Below are 16,955 nucleotides of genomic sequence, written 5' to 3'. Positions count from 1 at the left end.
GTATGATAGAAACACATGCCCACCTCTATGCTGATGCTTTTGATAAAGACAGATCAGAAATGATGGATCGTGCCATTGAGGCAGGAGTAGAAAAATTTTATATGCCAAATATCGATAGTGAGTCGATTGATGGTATGCTGGAGGTAGAAGATAAATATCCGACAGCAATCGCTACCATGGGCTTACATCCATGTTCTATTAAGAAGGACTTTCAGAAAGAATTATATCAAGTGGAGGATTGGTTGGCTAAGCGTAAGTTTGTGGCTATTGGTGAAATAGGGCTTGATTTTTATTGGGATACTACCTATAAAGAACAGCAAATTGAAGCCTTTAAAATTCAGATTGAATGGGCTAAAAAGTATAAGATACCTATTATTATTCATTGTAGAGACTCTTTTGATGAGACTTTGGAATTGGTTAAGACAAATTATAATGAAGATTTAAGAGGAGTGTTTCATTGTTTTTCCGGAACTGCTCAAGAGGCAAAAGATATTGCTGATCTTAATTTTTACATTGGCATAGGAGGTATCGTCACCTTTAAGAATGGAGGTTTGGCTGAGCATATTCCTGAAATAGATTTAGATAATGTGGTTCTTGAAACAGATTGTCCTTATCTAACACCAACTCCTCATAGAGGTAAAAGAAATGAGCCCGTATATTTAGATATCATAGCTCAGAAGATCGCAGACTTAAAGCAAATGCCTAAAAGTGATTTAATTGCAAAAACATCTTCCAACGCTCAAGCACTATTTTCATAATGAGGCCATTTTATGAATTAACACATATTGATACCGCTACTCCAAAAGCTCCTGATCAATCCTTGTTGATTATTTATACGGGTGGAACACTGGGCATGGTATATAATCAAAATGGAGCGTTGGCACCATTCAATTTTGAGAATATATTAGAAGCTATTCCTTCGCTTCGAAATTATAATTTAAAGCTTACAGTAGCATCTTTTAATGAGCTGATTGATTCTTCAAATGTAAGTCCAACTCATTGGGAACAAATTGCTACTTTAATAGAAGATAATTATCATTATATAGATGGCTTTATTGTAATACACGGAACCGATACGATGGCTTTTACTGCTTCTGCAATAAGTTTTATGTTAGAGGGCCTAAATAAGCCGGTAATTTTTACAGGATCTCAACTACCAATAGGTGCTGCCAGATCCGATGCCCGTGAAAACTTAATAACAGCAATTGAAATAGCCTCACAGCGCATAGGAGAGAGGCCTATTGTCTCAGAAGTCTGTATATATTTCAATAATTTACTTTTAAGAGGAAATAGAGCTAAAAAAGTTGAAAGTGTCCAGTTTGATGCCTTCCAAAGTGAAAACTATCCAGTGCTTGCAGAAGCGGGTGTTATAATTGAATATAATTTTTCTGCACTGAAGCCGTATGAGCCAGATGCCACACTAAATGTTAGAAAAAATCTAAAACAGGAAGTAGCGATTCTTAAGATTTTCCCTGGTATGTCAAAAACATTTCTAGAATCCATTTTGAATAGTCCTGGTCTTAAAGGTTTGGTTATTGAAACATTTGGTGCCGGTAATGCTCCATCTAATCAATGGTTTATCGATTTATTGAAAGAAGCTATTGATAGAGGATTATTAGTAGTCAACGTCTCTCAGTGTATGGGGGGTAAAGTGATACAGGGCAGGTATCAGACAAGTAAGGACTTGGCCGGCATAGGAGTTATAAGTGGTAGTGATATTACGACTGAGGCTGCTATTACAAAGCTTATGTATATACTTAGTTATCTTGATAAAGTAGATGAGCAACGAATGTACTTAGTCAAGCCGCTAAGAGGTGAAATGGAATAGGTGGGGTGCTAAGTGTTTAAGATACAATAAGTTGTGTTTTGTAAATGGTGTTCAATATAATTATTCTTTGAGTATAGTGACGAAATGCTTGTATGAACACTTTTTAATTGATTTATTTGCAGTTGGTAAAATAACAGGAGAGGTGCCAGAGTGGTCGATCGGGCTCGCCTGGAAAGTGAGTGTGCCTTCACGGGTACCGAGGGTTCGAATCCCTCCCTCTCCGCAAAATTTATATTTTACACGGTTTATTACTATTTTTACTTAAATAATATACTGAATACCCAAAGAAGTGCTTAAAAAATTTTCTGTTTGGGTATATTTGTGTAAAATTGGATTCTGATTAATTTAAATTTTGAACAACAAACAAAAAAAGAGAATTTCTAAAAACGTAACTATGAAAAAGCTATTTGTCTTAATGATGATGGCCGGTGCATTGACATTCGGTTTCGCAGGCAACGCTGTTGCTCAAGCTGAGGAGGCTTCTATGGAAGATACAACTTCAATGGATGGTGATTCAGCAATGATGGAAAATAATGATTCAACAGCTATGGATGCTGCGGAAGAAGATACATTAGCTACAGCAGTTGTAGAGGAAGAAGATGTGGTTGAAGAAAAAGGTTTCCACCAAATTGTTAAAGAAAAATTTATCGAAGGTGGTTGGGAGTTCATGTCTGTAGTATTGATTTGTCTTATCTTAGGATTAGCAATTGCTATTGAAAGAATCATCACACTTAACCTTGCTACTACTAACACTACTAAATTATTGGCCAATGTAGAAGATGCATTAAACCAGGGTGGTGTTGAAGCTGCTAAAGAGTATACTAAAAATACAAGAGGTCCTGTTGCTTCTATCTTTACTCAAGGTCTTATGAGAATGTCAGAAGGTATTGAAATGGTTGAAAAGTCAGTTATTTCTTACGGATCTGTTGAAATGGGACGTTTAGAGCGAGGATTAGTATGGATTTCATTATTCATTGCTCTTGCTCCAATGCTTGGTTTCATGGGTACGGTAATTGGTATGATTGGTGCCTTTGATGCTATTGAAGCTGCTGGTGATATTTCTCCTTCATTGGTTGCAGGTGGTATTAAAGTAGCCCTTTTAACAACAGTAGGTGGTCTAATTGTTGCAGTAATTCTACAATTATTCTACAACTATTGCGTTTCTAAAGTAGATTCTTTAGTTAACCAAATGGAAGATGCTTCAATTGCTTTAGTAGATATTCTAGTTAAGCATAATCTTTCTAAGTAATTTTAAACTTTTAAAATCTACTTTATGCAAGAATCATTTGTAAATATTCTGCTATACGGTGCTTATCTTTTGGTTTTCTTAGCAGCTCTTGGTGCTATAATATTACCATTAGTTAATGCATTGAGTAATCCTAAATCGCTATTAAAGTCAGTTGCTGGTATCGTAGCGTTAGGAGTTGTATTTTTAATTTCATGGGCCGTTGCAGGCAATGAGGTTACTCCATTATACACTAAGTTTGATATAAATAGTGCATCATCACAAGTTATTGGTGGTGTATTAATTACAACTTATGCATTGATGGGGATTGCTATAATTTCAATTATTTATTCTGAAGTAGCTAAACTTTTAAGATAATGGCTAGAGGTAAATCAAGACAATCAGCGGAGGTTAATGCAGGTTCAATGGCGGATATCGCCTTCTTGCTTCTAATCTTCTTTCTTGTGACTACTACCATTGCTTCTGATAAAGGACTTACTATTACGCTGCCACCAGAGCCGGATGATGCTGAAAAAGTTGATGTTGTAATTAAAGAGAGAAATCTTTTTAAGGTTGCCATTAACTCTAATGATGATCTTTTGGTAGAAGGTGAGAGATTAGATGATTTTATGGAGATTAAAGAGATGCTTGTTGAGCATATTTTGAATCCTACTAAATCTGAAAAATTCGCTGAAGCCCCTAAAGAGGCAATTGTATCGTTTAAAACGGATAGAGGTACAAGTTATGAAATGTACATCAATGTTTTAGATCAGTTGCAAGGCGCATATTATGAAATATATGCTGAAAGAGCTGGAATATCTGTTGAAGAATATAGAACTCTTGATCTTGGTAATCCAAGAGAAAAAGCCCTTTATAACAAGGGTAAAGGTGAGGGTGAAAATGAGCTTCCAATGGCTATTTCAATTGCAGAACCAACTAACGTAGGAGGATAAGATATGTCAAAGTTTAAGAAAAAAACCAATACAAGTCAGGATATTCCTACTTCGGCTTTGCCTGATATTATCTTTATGCTTTTATTCTTTTTCATGGTAACGACTGTACTCCGTGAAACAGATATATTGGTAGAGCAAAATATTCCTAAAGCTGAGCAGTTAAAGAAACTTGAGCGTAAGTCACTAGTGAGCTATTTATATATAGGAGAGCCTAAGAACCCAGAGAAATTTGGTACTGAGGCTAAACTACAAGCGAACGATGTATTTATTGAGCCTCAAGATTTATTGCTTTGGGTATCAAAAGAGAAAGATAAATTATCTGAAGCTGAGAGAGATAAGATTACCATCGCATTGAAGGTTGATAGTGATGCCAAAATGGGTATTGTGTCTGATGTTCAGCAGAAGTTACGTAAAGCAAATGCACGTAAATTGATGTATAACGTTTTAAAGCGTACAGATAAAGATTTACTGTAATTGCAGTTAAAATTTACTAACCCTGACTAATTTAATTAGTCGGGGTTTTTTATGTCATATTAACAATAGGACTTTTGCAAAATAAGAAAAGCATCAATGCATGGTGCATGTATGATTGGGCCAACTCCGTCTATTCATTAGTTATTAAATCTTCCATATTTCCTGTTTTCTATAACACAGCTACACTAAAAGCATTTGATGGCGAAATTGTAAATTTCTTTGGTTTCGAATTCATCAATACAGCGCTGTATTCCTTTGCTATTGCTTTTAGTTTCTTGGTTATTGCTATCCTTTCTCCTTTTCTCTCTGGAATTGCAGATTATACGGATAGTAAAAAATCATTCATGAAGTTTTTCACATATATGGGGGCTTTATCCTGTATGGGACTGTTTTTCTTTACTGGTAAGAATATTGAATGGGCTATAATCTGTTCTATATTTGCCAGCATTGGCTATACTGGTAGCTTAGTATTTTACAACTCTTTTCTTCCGGTAATTACAACCCCAGATCAATTTGATAGGGTAAGCGCAAAGGGTTTTTCTTTAGGTTATGTAGGAAGCCTCATTTTACTCATTATCAATTTGGTGTGTATATCCAACCCTTCATGGTTTGGGCTTGAGCAAACCGGTATAATAGCAAGAATTTCGTTTCTAACTGTTGGCTTGTGGTGGTTGGGCTTTGCACAAATTACGTTTCGAGGTTTAAAAGCTGAAAAAGGACATCCTCTACAGAATGAGCATTGGTTGTTAAAGGGTTATAAGGAATTGCTAAATGTCGTGAATTTAGTGAGACAAATGCCAATTCTTAAAACTTACTTAGTTTCATTCTTTTTTTATAGCATGGGAGTACAAACTGTAATGTATATGGCCGCTAGTTTTGGAAGTAAGGAATTAAATCTACCAGGCCCTAAGCTGATTATGACTGTATTAATTATAAATGCTGTCGCTATTGCTGGTGCTTATTTCTTTGCTTGGTATTCTAAAAAGTATAGCAATAAAGCTTCTTTACTTTTCATGCTTATAATTTGGGTAGGGATATGTATATACGCCTATTTTGTATATACCGATTATCAGTTTTATATCCTTGCATTTGTTGTAGGCTTGGTGATGGGAGGGATACAATCTTTATCAAGAAGCACTTATTCCAAACTGATACCACGAGAAACTCATGACCATGCTTCATTCTTTAGTTTTTATGATGTTACCGAAAAGATAGCTGTAGTAATAGGTACATTATCTTATGGGTTAATTGAAGAGTTGACGGGAAGCATGAGAAATAGCACAATTGCTCTAGGTTTCTTCTTTTTAATAGGAATAATTATATTAAGTTTTGCCAAACTAAATGAGAAAACAAATAAGAAGGTTTTAGCAGGCTAACTCAACTTTCCTCGAGATTACCGTATTTTTCTTCCATAATGCGTTCTTTTCTGCGCATTTCTTCTTGAGTAGCTTCAAGCTCCTCCATGTTTTGTCTAAGCTCTTCCTCTTGGGCTCTCATCTCCTCAGCTTGAGATTGTAATTGCTCAACCATAAGCTTTGTACGCTCGTTATTTTTGGCAGTTGCAATGGCTGAAGCAATGTATTCTCCAGCCTTCTCAAGGAATTCGATTTCATGCTTTTCATAAGCTTTAAATGAGGCCATTTCAATGATTGCCCGAATTTGTTCGTTGTAAATCATTGGAACTACAATGATACTTGTAGGAGTAGCATCACCTAACCCTGATTTAATATGGTGGTAATTCTGCGGTATTTCAGTTAAATGAATGGTGTCTTTTTCTTTATACGCCTGACCTACCAGTCCCTGACCTATTTCAACTTTCTTGTTTACGTATTTTTTGCGATCAAAAGCATAAACTCCTCTTAAATCAAGGTATTCTTCTGTAGTATCTTCATCTTTATTATAAACAAATAAACCGGCTTGTTGTGCCCCCATTGTCTCACATAAATATTTGGTGGCTTCATAGGTCAGCTTATTCATATCCTGCTCACTATTTCTTATAATCTCAGATAGCTTTGAAATGCCCTCATTTAACCAGATGCGTTTTTTATTTTCAACATCAACGTTTTTCATCCGTTCTTTCATCTGCCTTAATTGTCCCACAAGATTGTGTTTATTGAGTTCTTCATTTTCGGCAGTTAAACCTTCCCATTGAACCTCGTAATCTCCACTCGATACTTTATCAACATATTCTGCTGCTTTCTTAAAGTTACTTATTGATGTTTGAAGAATTTGCTTGGCTCCGCGAAAACGTTTGTCCCCATCATTAAATACATATTCTTTATTGTTTTCCCTAAGCTCCATTAACAACTTAGTTCGGGCCTTTTCTTCTCTTCGCAATTTAGTAATTACAAAAATGAGTGTAGGTAGCCCTATAATTAATAGCAAAAGCTGTACAATTGTGTTGCTTAAAACAGCTTCTTCATACCTTTTTTCGGCTTTTTTAACTAACTGCTCTTCGTATGGTCTAAGTTTGCTGATAAATCTATCATTGATTTCGAAAAACTGTTTGCCATAATCTTCAGCAAGAATGGATTTATAACCTTCCAGATCGTCATTCTTCAATTTTGTGATCATATCTTCATAGAGCTGAATGTATCTATCAAAGCCATCTTTAACAGCTCTGTAGTTTTGTGGATCTCGATAGCCCTGAATTTGAAGTAAACTATCAAGTGTTTTGAAGTTTTTGAGATTAGCTTCTTCAGCCATCTCTACTGACCAAAACATAAAACGCTCCTCATCCATAAGTGCATAACCTCTTCCGCTTATATCCATTTGTCGGATATTTAAAAAGGCTTCATCAACTGTTCGCAAAACCAAATCAGTTTGCTCTTTTACCTCAAGAGCATTTTCCATCACACTATTGTTGTAAAAAGAAAGTGTAACGCTACACACAATGAGTATACTAACTAAGTAAATAGCAATAGTGACTAAATGATTTTTGAAGAATTTTCTCATGGTTTCAGTTTCTATATCATCTAAAGTAATAATTCTTTTGGGCTTTCACCATTTTTAAATATTCTTATTAGAAATGTTCAATCCCATTTACAGATTCAATTTGCCGACCATAAAATTCTGTATTTAAACGAAAGTTAACTCATCTAATTTGTGTATTTTCATTTTTCACAAAACCTAAATACCATTATGAGAAAACTTTTACTGCTTGGTTTTTTACTGAGCTTTATATCTGTTAAGGCTCAGGTGACCTTCCCTACCAATGGGGTTAAGGATGAACGACCTGACATTTATGCCTTCACTAATGCAACATTGCATGTTGATTATCAAACGGTAATTGAAAATGCAACCTTGCTTATAAAGGAAGATAGGGTAGTAGCCTCGGGAACTAGCGTAAGCATTCCTCAAGGAGCTACTCAAATAGACCTGAAGGGAAAGCATATCTATCCATCTTTTATCGAATTATCTTCGAAAATCGGATTACCTGATGCTAGTTCTTCACGTTCTAGAAATCCTGTTTACAATCCTGAAATAAAAGGTGCTTTTAATGCTAATGATGCTATCAAGTCATATTTTGATGCAGTATCCGAATTCAAGATGAATGATTCTGAAGCTGATAAATTGAGAAAGGCAGGTTTCGGTGTTGCCTTAACTCATAGCAAAGATGGTTTGGTTAGAGGTACTGGTGCATTAGTGGCCCTAAGAGATGCTAAAGAGAATGAAGTAATCTTAAAAGAGAAGGCTTCTTCGCATTTTTCTTTTGATAAAGGCTCATCCAGAATGGATAACCCTAGTTCATTGATGGGATCAATAGCTCTAATTAAGCAGACATACTTAAATGCTAATTGGTACAAAAATCAGGATGAACTAGTTGATTTATCTTTAGCTGCTTTCAATGAGAATAGAAGTTTACCGCAGTTTTTTGAAGCGGGTAGAGATAAGTTGTTTGTATTGAGAGCTGATCAGTTAGGAGATGAGATGGGAGTCCAGTATATCATTAAAGGTGCTGGTGATGAATACCAACGGCTTGATGAAATTAAAGCAACAAATGCAACATTAGTTGTTCCTGTTAATTTTCCTGATGCGTACGATGTGGAAGATCCTTTTAATGCTATTAATGTCGGTTATGACGATATGAAGCATTGGGAGTTTGCAGCACATAACCTAAAAATGTTGAATGATAAGGGTATTACATTTGCCATCACATCTGATGATTTGAAAGATGCATCTAAATTATCTGCTATGCTTGAAAAAGCAGTTGAAGCAGGTCTCTCGGAAGATGTTGCCTTAAAAGCTTTAACCTATACGCCTGCTCAATTGCTTAATGTACAAAATGACTTGGGTAGCCTCTCTAATGGAAAGATAGCCAATTTCATAGTTACTGATGGTTCGCCTTTTAAAAAGGATACAAAGATTTATCAAAACTGGGTACAAGGTAAAAAGCATGAGTACACAACTTTGGATACAGAGGATTTGGCTGGTAAATACAATTTATCAATTGACGGAAATAGTTATGATCTGGAAGTCAGTGGTGAACCAGGTAAACAATCTTTCAAAATTATAATAAACGATTCCACTAAATGGGATGTGAAGTCATCTATGAAGAAAGAGTTGATTACACTTTCGTTTATGCCTGAAGACGATAATTTTGAAGGAAAACTGAGATTGTCAGGCTGGAAAACAGAAAACGGATTTTCCGGTAATACCCAACTTGCTAGTGGTGAATGGGTGAATTGGACTGCAGAGCGAACTGGCGATTTAGAAACCAAGGAAGACGAAAAGAAAGATGAAGAAAAAAAAGAAGAGGAAGAGGATGAAAAGGATGAGATAGGTGATCTTATCTATCCATTTACTGCTTTTGGTCAACCTGAGAAACCTAAGGCTGAAACGATACTCATAAAAAATGCAACTGTATGGACCAATGAAGATGCAGGTGTACTAGAAAATACTGATGTATTACTTGATGGTGGTAAAATCAGTAAAATAGGTAAAGACCTTTCAGCTGGTTCGGCAAGAGTTATAGATGGTACTGGTAAGCATTTAACTGCAGGTATTGTTGATGAACATTCTCACATTGCAATTAGCTATGGTGTTAACGAAGGTTCAGAAGCAATAACTGCTGAAGTGAATATAGAAGATGTTGTTAATTCGGAAGACATCAATATTTACAGACAGCTCTCAGGTGGTACTACAACTTCTCAACTATTACATGGTTCAGCTAACCCAATTGGAGGTCGATCTGCTATTGTAAAGCTTAAGTGGGGTTATGGTCCTGAAGAAATGAAAATCAAAGGAGCAGATAAGTTTATCAAGTTTGCACTTGGTGAAAATGTGAAGCAGTCTAACTGGGGTAGTGACTATGACGAACGTTTCCCTCAAACAAGAATGGGAGTGGAGCAAGTATATGTTGATGCTTTCACCAGAGCTAGAGAGTATGAGGCTGAATGGAAAAAGTATAATGGCTTATCGAAACGAGATAAAGCTAATGCTACTGCTCCAAGAAGAGATTTAGAACTTGAAACATTAGTTGAAATCTTAAATAGTAAAAGATTTATCACTTGCCACTCATACGTACAATCTGAAATTAATATGTTAATGAATGTTGCCGAAGATTTTGATTTCAGAATCAATACTTTCACGCACATATTAGAGGGTTATAAAGTAGCGGATAAAATGAAGAGTCATGGTGTTGGTGGATCAACATTCTCAGATTGGTGGGCTTATAAGTTCGAGGTAAATGATGCTATCCCTTATAATGCAGCACTAATGAATGGAGAAGGTGTAGTTACTGCTATTAATTCGGATGATGCTGAAATGGGTAGAAGACTTAATCAGGAAGCTGCTAAAACGGTTAAATACGGTGGCGTAGCTGAGCAGGAAGCGCTAAAAATGGTAACACTAAATCCTGCTAAACTATTACACCTTGATGACCGCATTGGTAGTATTAAAGAAGGTAAAGATGGAGATGTGGTGCTATGGAGTGATCATCCGTTATCTATTTATGCCAAGGCAGAAAAAACGATTATAGAGGGTGCGGTATTCTTTGATGCTGACAAGCAGGAAGAAATGCAGGAAGCTATCCAAAAAGAAAGAGCTCGTTTAATAGCTAAAATGCAGGGTGATAAGAAGAAGGGTAAAGCAACTCAAAAGCCTACGCCTAAATCAAATATCATCTATCATTGTGAAACAGAAATCGATTTCTTCTCATCCTTAAAATAATATTATGCAAAAGTTGATAAAAAATATTTCATATATAATGGCTTTTGTACTCATATGTACAGTGGCAAAAGCTCAGGTTCCGGCCCCTGGTGATAAGCAGGAAAAGCCCATTGCTATCATGAATGTAACAGCACATATTGGTAATGGAGAAGTTATTGATAATGCAGTAATCACATTTGAAAATGGTAAGATTACCAATGTAGCTAATGCAGCAAATGTAAGAATGGACTTATCATCCTTTGAAGTAGTTCAGGCTGAAGGTATGCACGCCTATCCAGGATTGATAGCTTTAAATACTATTTTAGGGCTTGAAGAGATAGCAGCTGTAAGATCTACAAGAGATCAGGACGAAGTAGGACAATTCAATCCTAATGTGAGGGCAATTATTGCTTATAATACTGATTCAGAGATAATCCCTACTACTAGATTCAATGGCGTACTTTATGGTCAAGTTACCCCTAGAGGTGGAAGAATATCGGGTTCATCATCAGTTGTTGATTTAGACGCCTGGAATTGGGAAGATGCTTTGTTAAAAGAAGATGAAGGAATCCATTTAAACTGGCCGTCCCAAATGCTTTACCCACGCTGGTGGTTAGGTGAAACCGACTGGAGAGAGAACAAACAATATGACGAGCAGTATGATGAGGTTAAAACTTTCTTTCAGGATGCTATGTCATATGGGAAATTAAGTAATCTGGAAGCGCCTAACCTAAAGTTGGCAGCAATGCAAGGCCTTTATGATGGCTCAAAAACTCTATACATTCATGTTGACAGAGCAAAAGAAATAATAGAGTCAGTTCAGTTTGCTAAAAATCAGGGAGTTGAAAAAGTGGTTGTAGTGGGTGCTGCTCAGGCTTATTATGTAAAGGATTTCCTAAAAGAGCATAATATTCCAGTAATTCTTGCAGATACTCATAGGTTACCACAATCCGCTGATAGTCCTGTTGATATGCCTTATAAATTACCAGGTTTGTTAAAAGAAGCGGGTATCAAGGTTGTAATTGGACAATGGGATGAACTTATGAAAGTGAGAAACCTTCCTTTTGGAGTAGGTACAGCTGCAGCTTATAATTTAGGAAAAGAAGAGGCACTAAAGATGATTACTTTAAATGCCGCTGAAATACTTGGCGTGCAAGATCAGATAGGAACACTAGAATCAGGAAAACTGGCAAGTATTGTGATCTCAGAAGGTGATTTGTTGGATATGAAATCTAATAAATTATCACATGTGTTTATCGAAGGTAGAAAAGTAACACTTGATGCACATCAACAAAGACTTTATAAAAAGTTCAAAGAGAAATACGAAGAACAAGAGTAATTACTTCAAAGCCTTCCGATTGTAATCGGAAGGCTTTTTTATGTTCCAATATTTAGGTGTTTTACCCATGTATTTCTTTTTGGGTATGTTGTTATTTATTTCTTCAAATTCGATGAACGGTATATAAGTTAGATTCATTTTTTGTACATTTTATTTGTGAAAACCTGTTCCATTATATTATCGCTTATTTTCGGCACACTTTTTACTGTACAGGTAAAGGCTCAAACTCACACAGTTGAAGCGCTTGAAAATCAGTTGGAAAATACAGAAGTGGCAGTTGATAGGGTTGATCTGCTCAATGAACTTGCTTATGAGTTAAGGTCTAAAGACTTTGACAAAGCGATTGTATATGCCACTGAGGCTTATGATATCAGCAAAAACAACAACTACCATTATGGCCTTGTCAGTGCACTATCCAACTCGGGGTTGATCTACCAATACAAAGGCGAATACGATAAGTCTTTACAGAAATTTTATGAAGGTTTAAAAAAATTAGATGAAAACCCTGATCTACTGCTTGAGGCCAGGGTACTCAATAATATAGGTAACTTATACTGGAGAACTAATGATAGAAAAAAGGCTTACGACTATTATAAACAGTCATATGCTATTCGGAAAGAGGCTCAGGATTCATTGGGTATGGCCAAAGTACTAGGCAATTTGGGTAATTCAGCGAATTCCGTATTACACGATAAAGACTCAGCCAGATATTACTATAACAAAGCGCTTGAGTTGTTTATAGCTTTAAATGATTCTAATGGACTCTCTATTACCTATTCTAATTTAGGTAATATTGAAAATAATGCTGGCAGCAGAGAAAAAGCAGTTGAGCTTTATCATCAATCATTGAAAATTGATAAAGCCTTAAATAGCTTATATGGTACTACCTTCGCTTATTCTAATTTAGGTAATGTTCATGCTAAATTAAATAATACGGATTCCGCCATCTACTATTATGAGGCACTTTTAGCAACAGCTGAAGAATTAAAATCGCTGCCAAGAAAAAGGCAAGCCTACCAAAGACTCTACGGGCTTTATGCTGATATGAATGACTACAAAAAAGCATTCGAATATTTACAATTATTTAATGAGGTTGATGATTCACTCATGAATAAAAATATTAAAAATCGAATGGCTGATATGCAGCTCAAATTTGATAATGATTTAAAGCAAAATGAGATTGATCTACTAAAAAGTAAGAGTGAGATAAACCGATCGGAGATAGATAAGAAATACTGGCAGAATTTATTTCTGATACTCATTTTAATAACAGTGGCTATTATTGCTGTAGGTATTTGGTTGAGGTATAGAACCAAAACGAGGCTATATGATGAGCTTGAAAAGAAGTCAAAAGAATTGGAAGAAGCCAAGCAAATGATTGAAGAACGTAATCAGGAGCTTATCTCTATTAATGAAAGCCTCGAAGATAAGGTAATTAGCAGAACACAGGAGCTTAATGAATCATATCAGAACCTTTTGATTTCAAATCAACGCTTAGATCATTTTACCTATAGAAGTGCTCATGATTTGAAAGGTCCTATCGCAAGCATTTTAGGTTTAACCAATTTGTTGAAAGTTGAATTGGATAATTCTGAAAATCAACAGGCATTACAGTATGTAGAATTGGTGAATAAGACTTCGTTAAAGATGGAGAATCTACTAAAAAGGATCATCCAAAGTAGTCAGCTAAATCAGACCATTGTTAAGAAAACGGAGTTTCTGATCGAAGATCTTTTGAAGCAAGTTTCCGAGATTATTAAACTTAATGATTTTAATAACAGAATTGGAATAAGCTACAAGCTTGATGCTGAACATAAAATTTATACCGATGCATCTGTATTACAAATAATATTGCGCTACCTGGTGAATAACAGTATACAATACTTAGATCCTCATAAGGAGCAGCATGAGATAATCTTTAAAACAGCAAGTTCTCCAAGCGGATTTTATCAAATCCACGTTTTAGATAATGGAGTAGGAGTAGACCCTCAATTAGTGCCAGATTTATTTAATATGTTTAGCAAGGGCAGCAGTGAGGCTCAAAATCCTGGCTTAGGTTTGTATGACGCTAATTTACTTGCCGAAAAAATAGGAGGTGAGGTATTCTTCGATGATACAGATGAAGAATACACTCATTTTGTAGTTTCCTTTCCATCAAAAAAAGATTAATAAAGCACTCTAAACTTAATGGTGTGCTGAATATTCTTTAGGGATTGTATCAATTCTTGAGGATAAGCTTTGTTGATATCCGTAATCACATAGCCAATTTTTTCATTTGTCTTTAAGTACTGACCAACAATATTGATTTCATGTTCAGCAAAAAGCTGATTCATTTTAGCAATTATACCTGGTACATTATGATGGATATGAATCAGCCTGTGCGCATTCTGAAGTTTCGGTAACTGAAGGTTAGGGAAATTAACAGAGTTCGTGGTAGTACCTGTATTGATATATTCCATAATTCTATTGGGAACAAATTCCCCAATATTTTCTTGTGCTTCTTCTGTGCTTCCACCAATATGTGGAGTTAGGATTACATTAGGCAAACCAATTAATTCACTTTCAAATGGTTCATCATTACTTTTTGGCTCTTTTGGAAATACATCAACTGCACAACCTGCTACCTTTTTACTTTCAATGGCATTCTTTAAATCACCAATATTCACCACGTGACCTCTACTCAAATTAATGAATATGACCTGATCTTTCATTTTACTAAAAGCTTCGGCTGTTATTAGCTCCTTATTTTCAGGTCTACCATCAACATGCAGGGTGATAATGTCACTTGTACTCAATAATTCATCGAGAGAATCAAGTTTGGTGGCATTGCCTAAAGCAAGTTTTTCTTCTAAATCATAATAGTAAACATCTAAACCCATGCTTTCGGCAAGTACTGAAAGTTGAGCACCAATATTGCCATAACCAATTATGCCAAGCTTTTTACCTCTTATTTCTTTGCTTCCTTTGGCAGATTTATCCCACTTTCCCTGATGCATAGCTACTGACTTATCGAAAATGTTTCTGATAAGCATGATGATAGAGCCAATAGCTAATTCCACCACAGAACGTGTATTACTAAAAGGTGCATTGAAAACTGCAATGCCTTTTTCCTGGCAGGCTTCCAAATCAATCTGATTAGTGCCAATGCAAAAAGCGCCAACGGCCATTAACCTGTCAGCGGATTCAATCACTTTCTTGGTAACCTGTGTTTTAGACCTGATACCTAATATTGAAACACCTTTAATCTTTTCACAAAGCTCGTCTTCATCCAATCCTGCCGGATATACTTCAACAGAGAAACCTTCATTTTTAAGTAATTCAAAAGCCTTAGGATGCACATTTTCCAGCAATAAAACCTTTATTCTATTCTTTGGGTACGAAAATGCAGAGGCAATTTTCTGCTCAAACAAAACTTCATCTAAAGAAGGGGCTTCGTGATCAGCTTTTTCAACTACTTGTTCTCTCTTCACATTTTCAGTGAAAGCATAGAATTTATTTGCCAATCCGGCTGCTTTAATTTCATAATCGTTATGGCCGTCACCAATTACATAAATGTCGCCATCTAAATCTAATGATTTAATAACCTCTGCTTTGCCACCATCCTTTGAGAGTGGGTTGTCTTCGTCAAAACCTATCACATCACCATCCTCATTAAATACCAATTGATTGGCAAAAATATGATCGGGTAAAACCCCTAAATCTGTAACGATGGGTTCAATATATTCCTTAAAGCCATTTGATATCACATAAATTTGATTGGCATAACTTCTAAAGAAGTCCTTATTTCTTTTGAAGGAAGCAGAAACCTGACCTTTTAAAGCATCAATTAATGGGACAAGGTGTGATTTGTTGGCCTCCAATAGCAAAAGCCTATCTTTGAGCGAAGACCTAAATGACATTTCACCATTCATTCCTTTATCGGTAAGTTCTTTAATTTTTGCTTCAACGGCTGCTTTTTTTGGGCTTCCTTGTAGTGAAATGGAAGCTAGTAAATCCATTGCTTCAACACGTGTTAAGGTGCTGTCGAAATCGATGATGAAATATTTATCCATAAAAGGATTTAAATTTTGAAGGTGAAATTAATTCTTTTTAGGCTGCATAAATTCTAATCCTGAACGTACATGCAAATCTCGTTGAGGAAATGGTATTTCAATATTATTTTCAGAGAATCTTTTAAACACCTCGTAATAAACCTGGCTTTTCAAGTTGTTTGGTCTCTGCGTGTATTCCGATGTCCAGATAATTAGGTTAAAATTTAGCGAGCTATCGCCATAAGCATCGAACCATAAATCAGGTTTAGGCTCTTTTAAAATACCTGATATGCTATCAGCCGCGTCAATAACTACTTGCCTCACTTTTTGAGGGTCCTCATTATAGGAAACGCCTATTGGGATTTTAAACCTGACAATGGAATCATTATGACTCCAGTTAATTACCCTACTGTTGATGAATTCTGAATTAGGTACAATTACCGAAATATTGTCGTTGGTGACTACCGTTGTGCTTCTCATAGAAATGGATTGCACATCACCATTAATATCACCCACTTCAATTCTATCACCAACTTTAATAGGCCTTTCGAAAAGAATGATGATACCCGAAATGAAGTTGTTAGTAATATTTTGAAGTCCAAAACCGATACCAACACCTAACGCACCTGCTAGCAGACTTAAGGTGCTAAGGTCAAAGCCAACTGTTTGAAAAATGGTGATAAACCCAATTACAATGAGTGAGTACCTAAAAATGGTGCCTATGGAAGCCTCAATGCCTGGGTCTTTGATGTATCTGCTTAATATTCTACTTACCAGTAAATTGCTTAATCTTTTAGATGCAAAAATAAGAAGTACAGTAGCAATCATTATGTAAAATAGGGTGAGGATAGTAAAATCTGTCCCTTTTACTTCAAAGATAGTAACATGCAGAATGTCATTAAGCTTGCCGAGTATCTCCCAAAATGTATTGCTTACAGTATCCATAATTCTAAGA

The 16,955-nt window shown here is 35.8% G+C and carries 13 protein-coding genes and 1 tRNA gene; 11 read left to right on the top strand and 3 right to left on the bottom strand.

Annotation, left to right across the window (positions count from 1 at the left end; translation table 11 throughout):
* Positions 1–2 precede the first annotated feature (2 nt).
* The 8 genes from JKP34_RS17180 to JKP34_RS17145 all read left to right on the top strand — a co-directional run bounded on the left by JKP34_RS17180 (position 3) and on the right by JKP34_RS17145 (position 5,856).
* Entirely contained in the window at positions 3–758 is a 756-nt protein-coding gene (locus tag JKP34_RS17180) for a TatD family hydrolase (RefSeq protein ID WP_201924195.1), read from the top strand.
* Entirely contained in the window at positions 758–1,828 is a 1,071-nt protein-coding gene (locus JKP34_RS17175) for an asparaginase (RefSeq protein ID WP_201924192.1), read from the top strand. Before JKP34_RS17180 ends, JKP34_RS17175 begins: the two co-directional genes overlap by 1 nt.
* Positions 1,829–1,964: 136 nt before the next feature.
* Positions 1,965–2,051, top strand: a tRNA-Ser gene (locus tag JKP34_RS17170).
* A 171-nt stretch (positions 2,052–2,222) separates the two neighbouring features.
* On the top strand, positions 2,223–3,077 hold the full coding sequence (locus tag JKP34_RS17165) for a MotA/TolQ/ExbB proton channel family protein (protein ID WP_201924190.1): 855 nt from the start codon (positions 2,223–2,225) through the stop codon (positions 3,075–3,077).
* 24 nt (positions 3,078–3,101) lie between these two features.
* Positions 3,102–3,431 carry a hypothetical protein gene (locus tag JKP34_RS17160; protein WP_201924188.1) on the top strand — a complete coding sequence of 110 codons (330 nt, stop codon included), beginning with the start codon at positions 3,102–3,104 and terminating at the stop codon, positions 3,429–3,431.
* Positions 3,431–4,006 (top strand): ExbD/TolR family protein, encoded by a 576-nt coding sequence (locus tag JKP34_RS17155; protein WP_201924186.1) that lies wholly within the window; start codon positions 3,431–3,433, stop codon positions 4,004–4,006. Before JKP34_RS17160 ends, JKP34_RS17155 begins: the two co-directional genes overlap by 1 nt.
* Positions 4,007–4,009: 3 nt before the next feature.
* The gene (locus tag JKP34_RS17150) at positions 4,010–4,480 is read left to right on the top strand and encodes an ExbD/TolR family protein (protein ID WP_201924180.1); all 471 of its coding nucleotides are present in this window, start codon (positions 4,010–4,012) and stop codon (positions 4,478–4,480) included.
* 74 nt (positions 4,481–4,554) lie between these two features.
* Complete coding sequence (locus JKP34_RS17145) at positions 4,555–5,856, top strand: MFS transporter (protein WP_262895666.1); 1,302 nt, start codon at positions 4,555–4,557, stop codon at positions 5,854–5,856.
* A 1-nt stretch (position 5,857) separates the two neighbouring features.
* On the opposite strand, the gene JKP34_RS17140 is transcribed toward JKP34_RS17145, so the two are convergent.
* Complete coding sequence (locus JKP34_RS17140; protein WP_201924177.1) at positions 5,858–7,435, bottom strand: GAF domain-containing protein; 1,578 nt, start codon at positions 7,433–7,435, stop codon at positions 5,858–5,860.
* Between the two features lie 186 nt (positions 7,436–7,621).
* Between JKP34_RS17140 and JKP34_RS17135 the strand changes: the two genes are divergently transcribed.
* From JKP34_RS17135 to JKP34_RS17125, 3 genes are all read left to right on the top strand, one after another.
* Positions 7,622–10,651, top strand: a complete 3,030-nt coding sequence (locus JKP34_RS17135) for an amidohydrolase family protein (protein WP_201924175.1) — start codon at positions 7,622–7,624, stop codon at positions 10,649–10,651.
* A gap of 4 nt (positions 10,652–10,655) precedes the next feature.
* On the top strand, positions 10,656–11,969 hold the full coding sequence (locus tag JKP34_RS17130; RefSeq protein WP_236665052.1) for an amidohydrolase family protein: 1,314 nt from the start codon (positions 10,656–10,658) through the stop codon (positions 11,967–11,969).
* Between the two features lie 141 nt (positions 11,970–12,110).
* Positions 12,111–14,138: a tetratricopeptide repeat-containing sensor histidine kinase gene (locus JKP34_RS17125; protein ID WP_201924173.1), complete on the top strand. Its 2,028-nt coding sequence runs from the start codon at positions 12,111–12,113 to the stop codon at positions 14,136–14,138.
* On the opposite strand, the gene serA is transcribed toward JKP34_RS17125, so the two are convergent.
* Both serA and JKP34_RS17115 read right to left on the bottom strand, forming a co-directional pair.
* Entirely contained in the window at positions 14,135–16,021 is a 1,887-nt protein-coding gene (gene serA, locus JKP34_RS17120) for a phosphoglycerate dehydrogenase (protein ID WP_201924171.1), read from the bottom strand. The two genes, JKP34_RS17125 and serA, sit on opposite strands and share 4 nt — an antisense overlap.
* A gap of 27 nt (positions 16,022–16,048) precedes the next feature.
* Complete coding sequence (locus tag JKP34_RS17115) at positions 16,049–16,945, bottom strand: mechanosensitive ion channel family protein (protein WP_201924169.1); 897 nt, start codon at positions 16,943–16,945, stop codon at positions 16,049–16,051.
* Between the last annotated feature and the right edge of the window lie 10 nt (positions 16,946–16,955).

The organism is Marivirga atlantica (assembly GCF_016734805.1).
Classification (GTDB): Bacteria; Bacteroidota; Bacteroidia; order Cytophagales; family Cyclobacteriaceae; genus Marivirga; species Marivirga atlantica.
The sequence above is the reverse complement of the archived record's forward strand: the minus strand, read 5'-3'. Positions and strand labels throughout refer to the sequence as shown.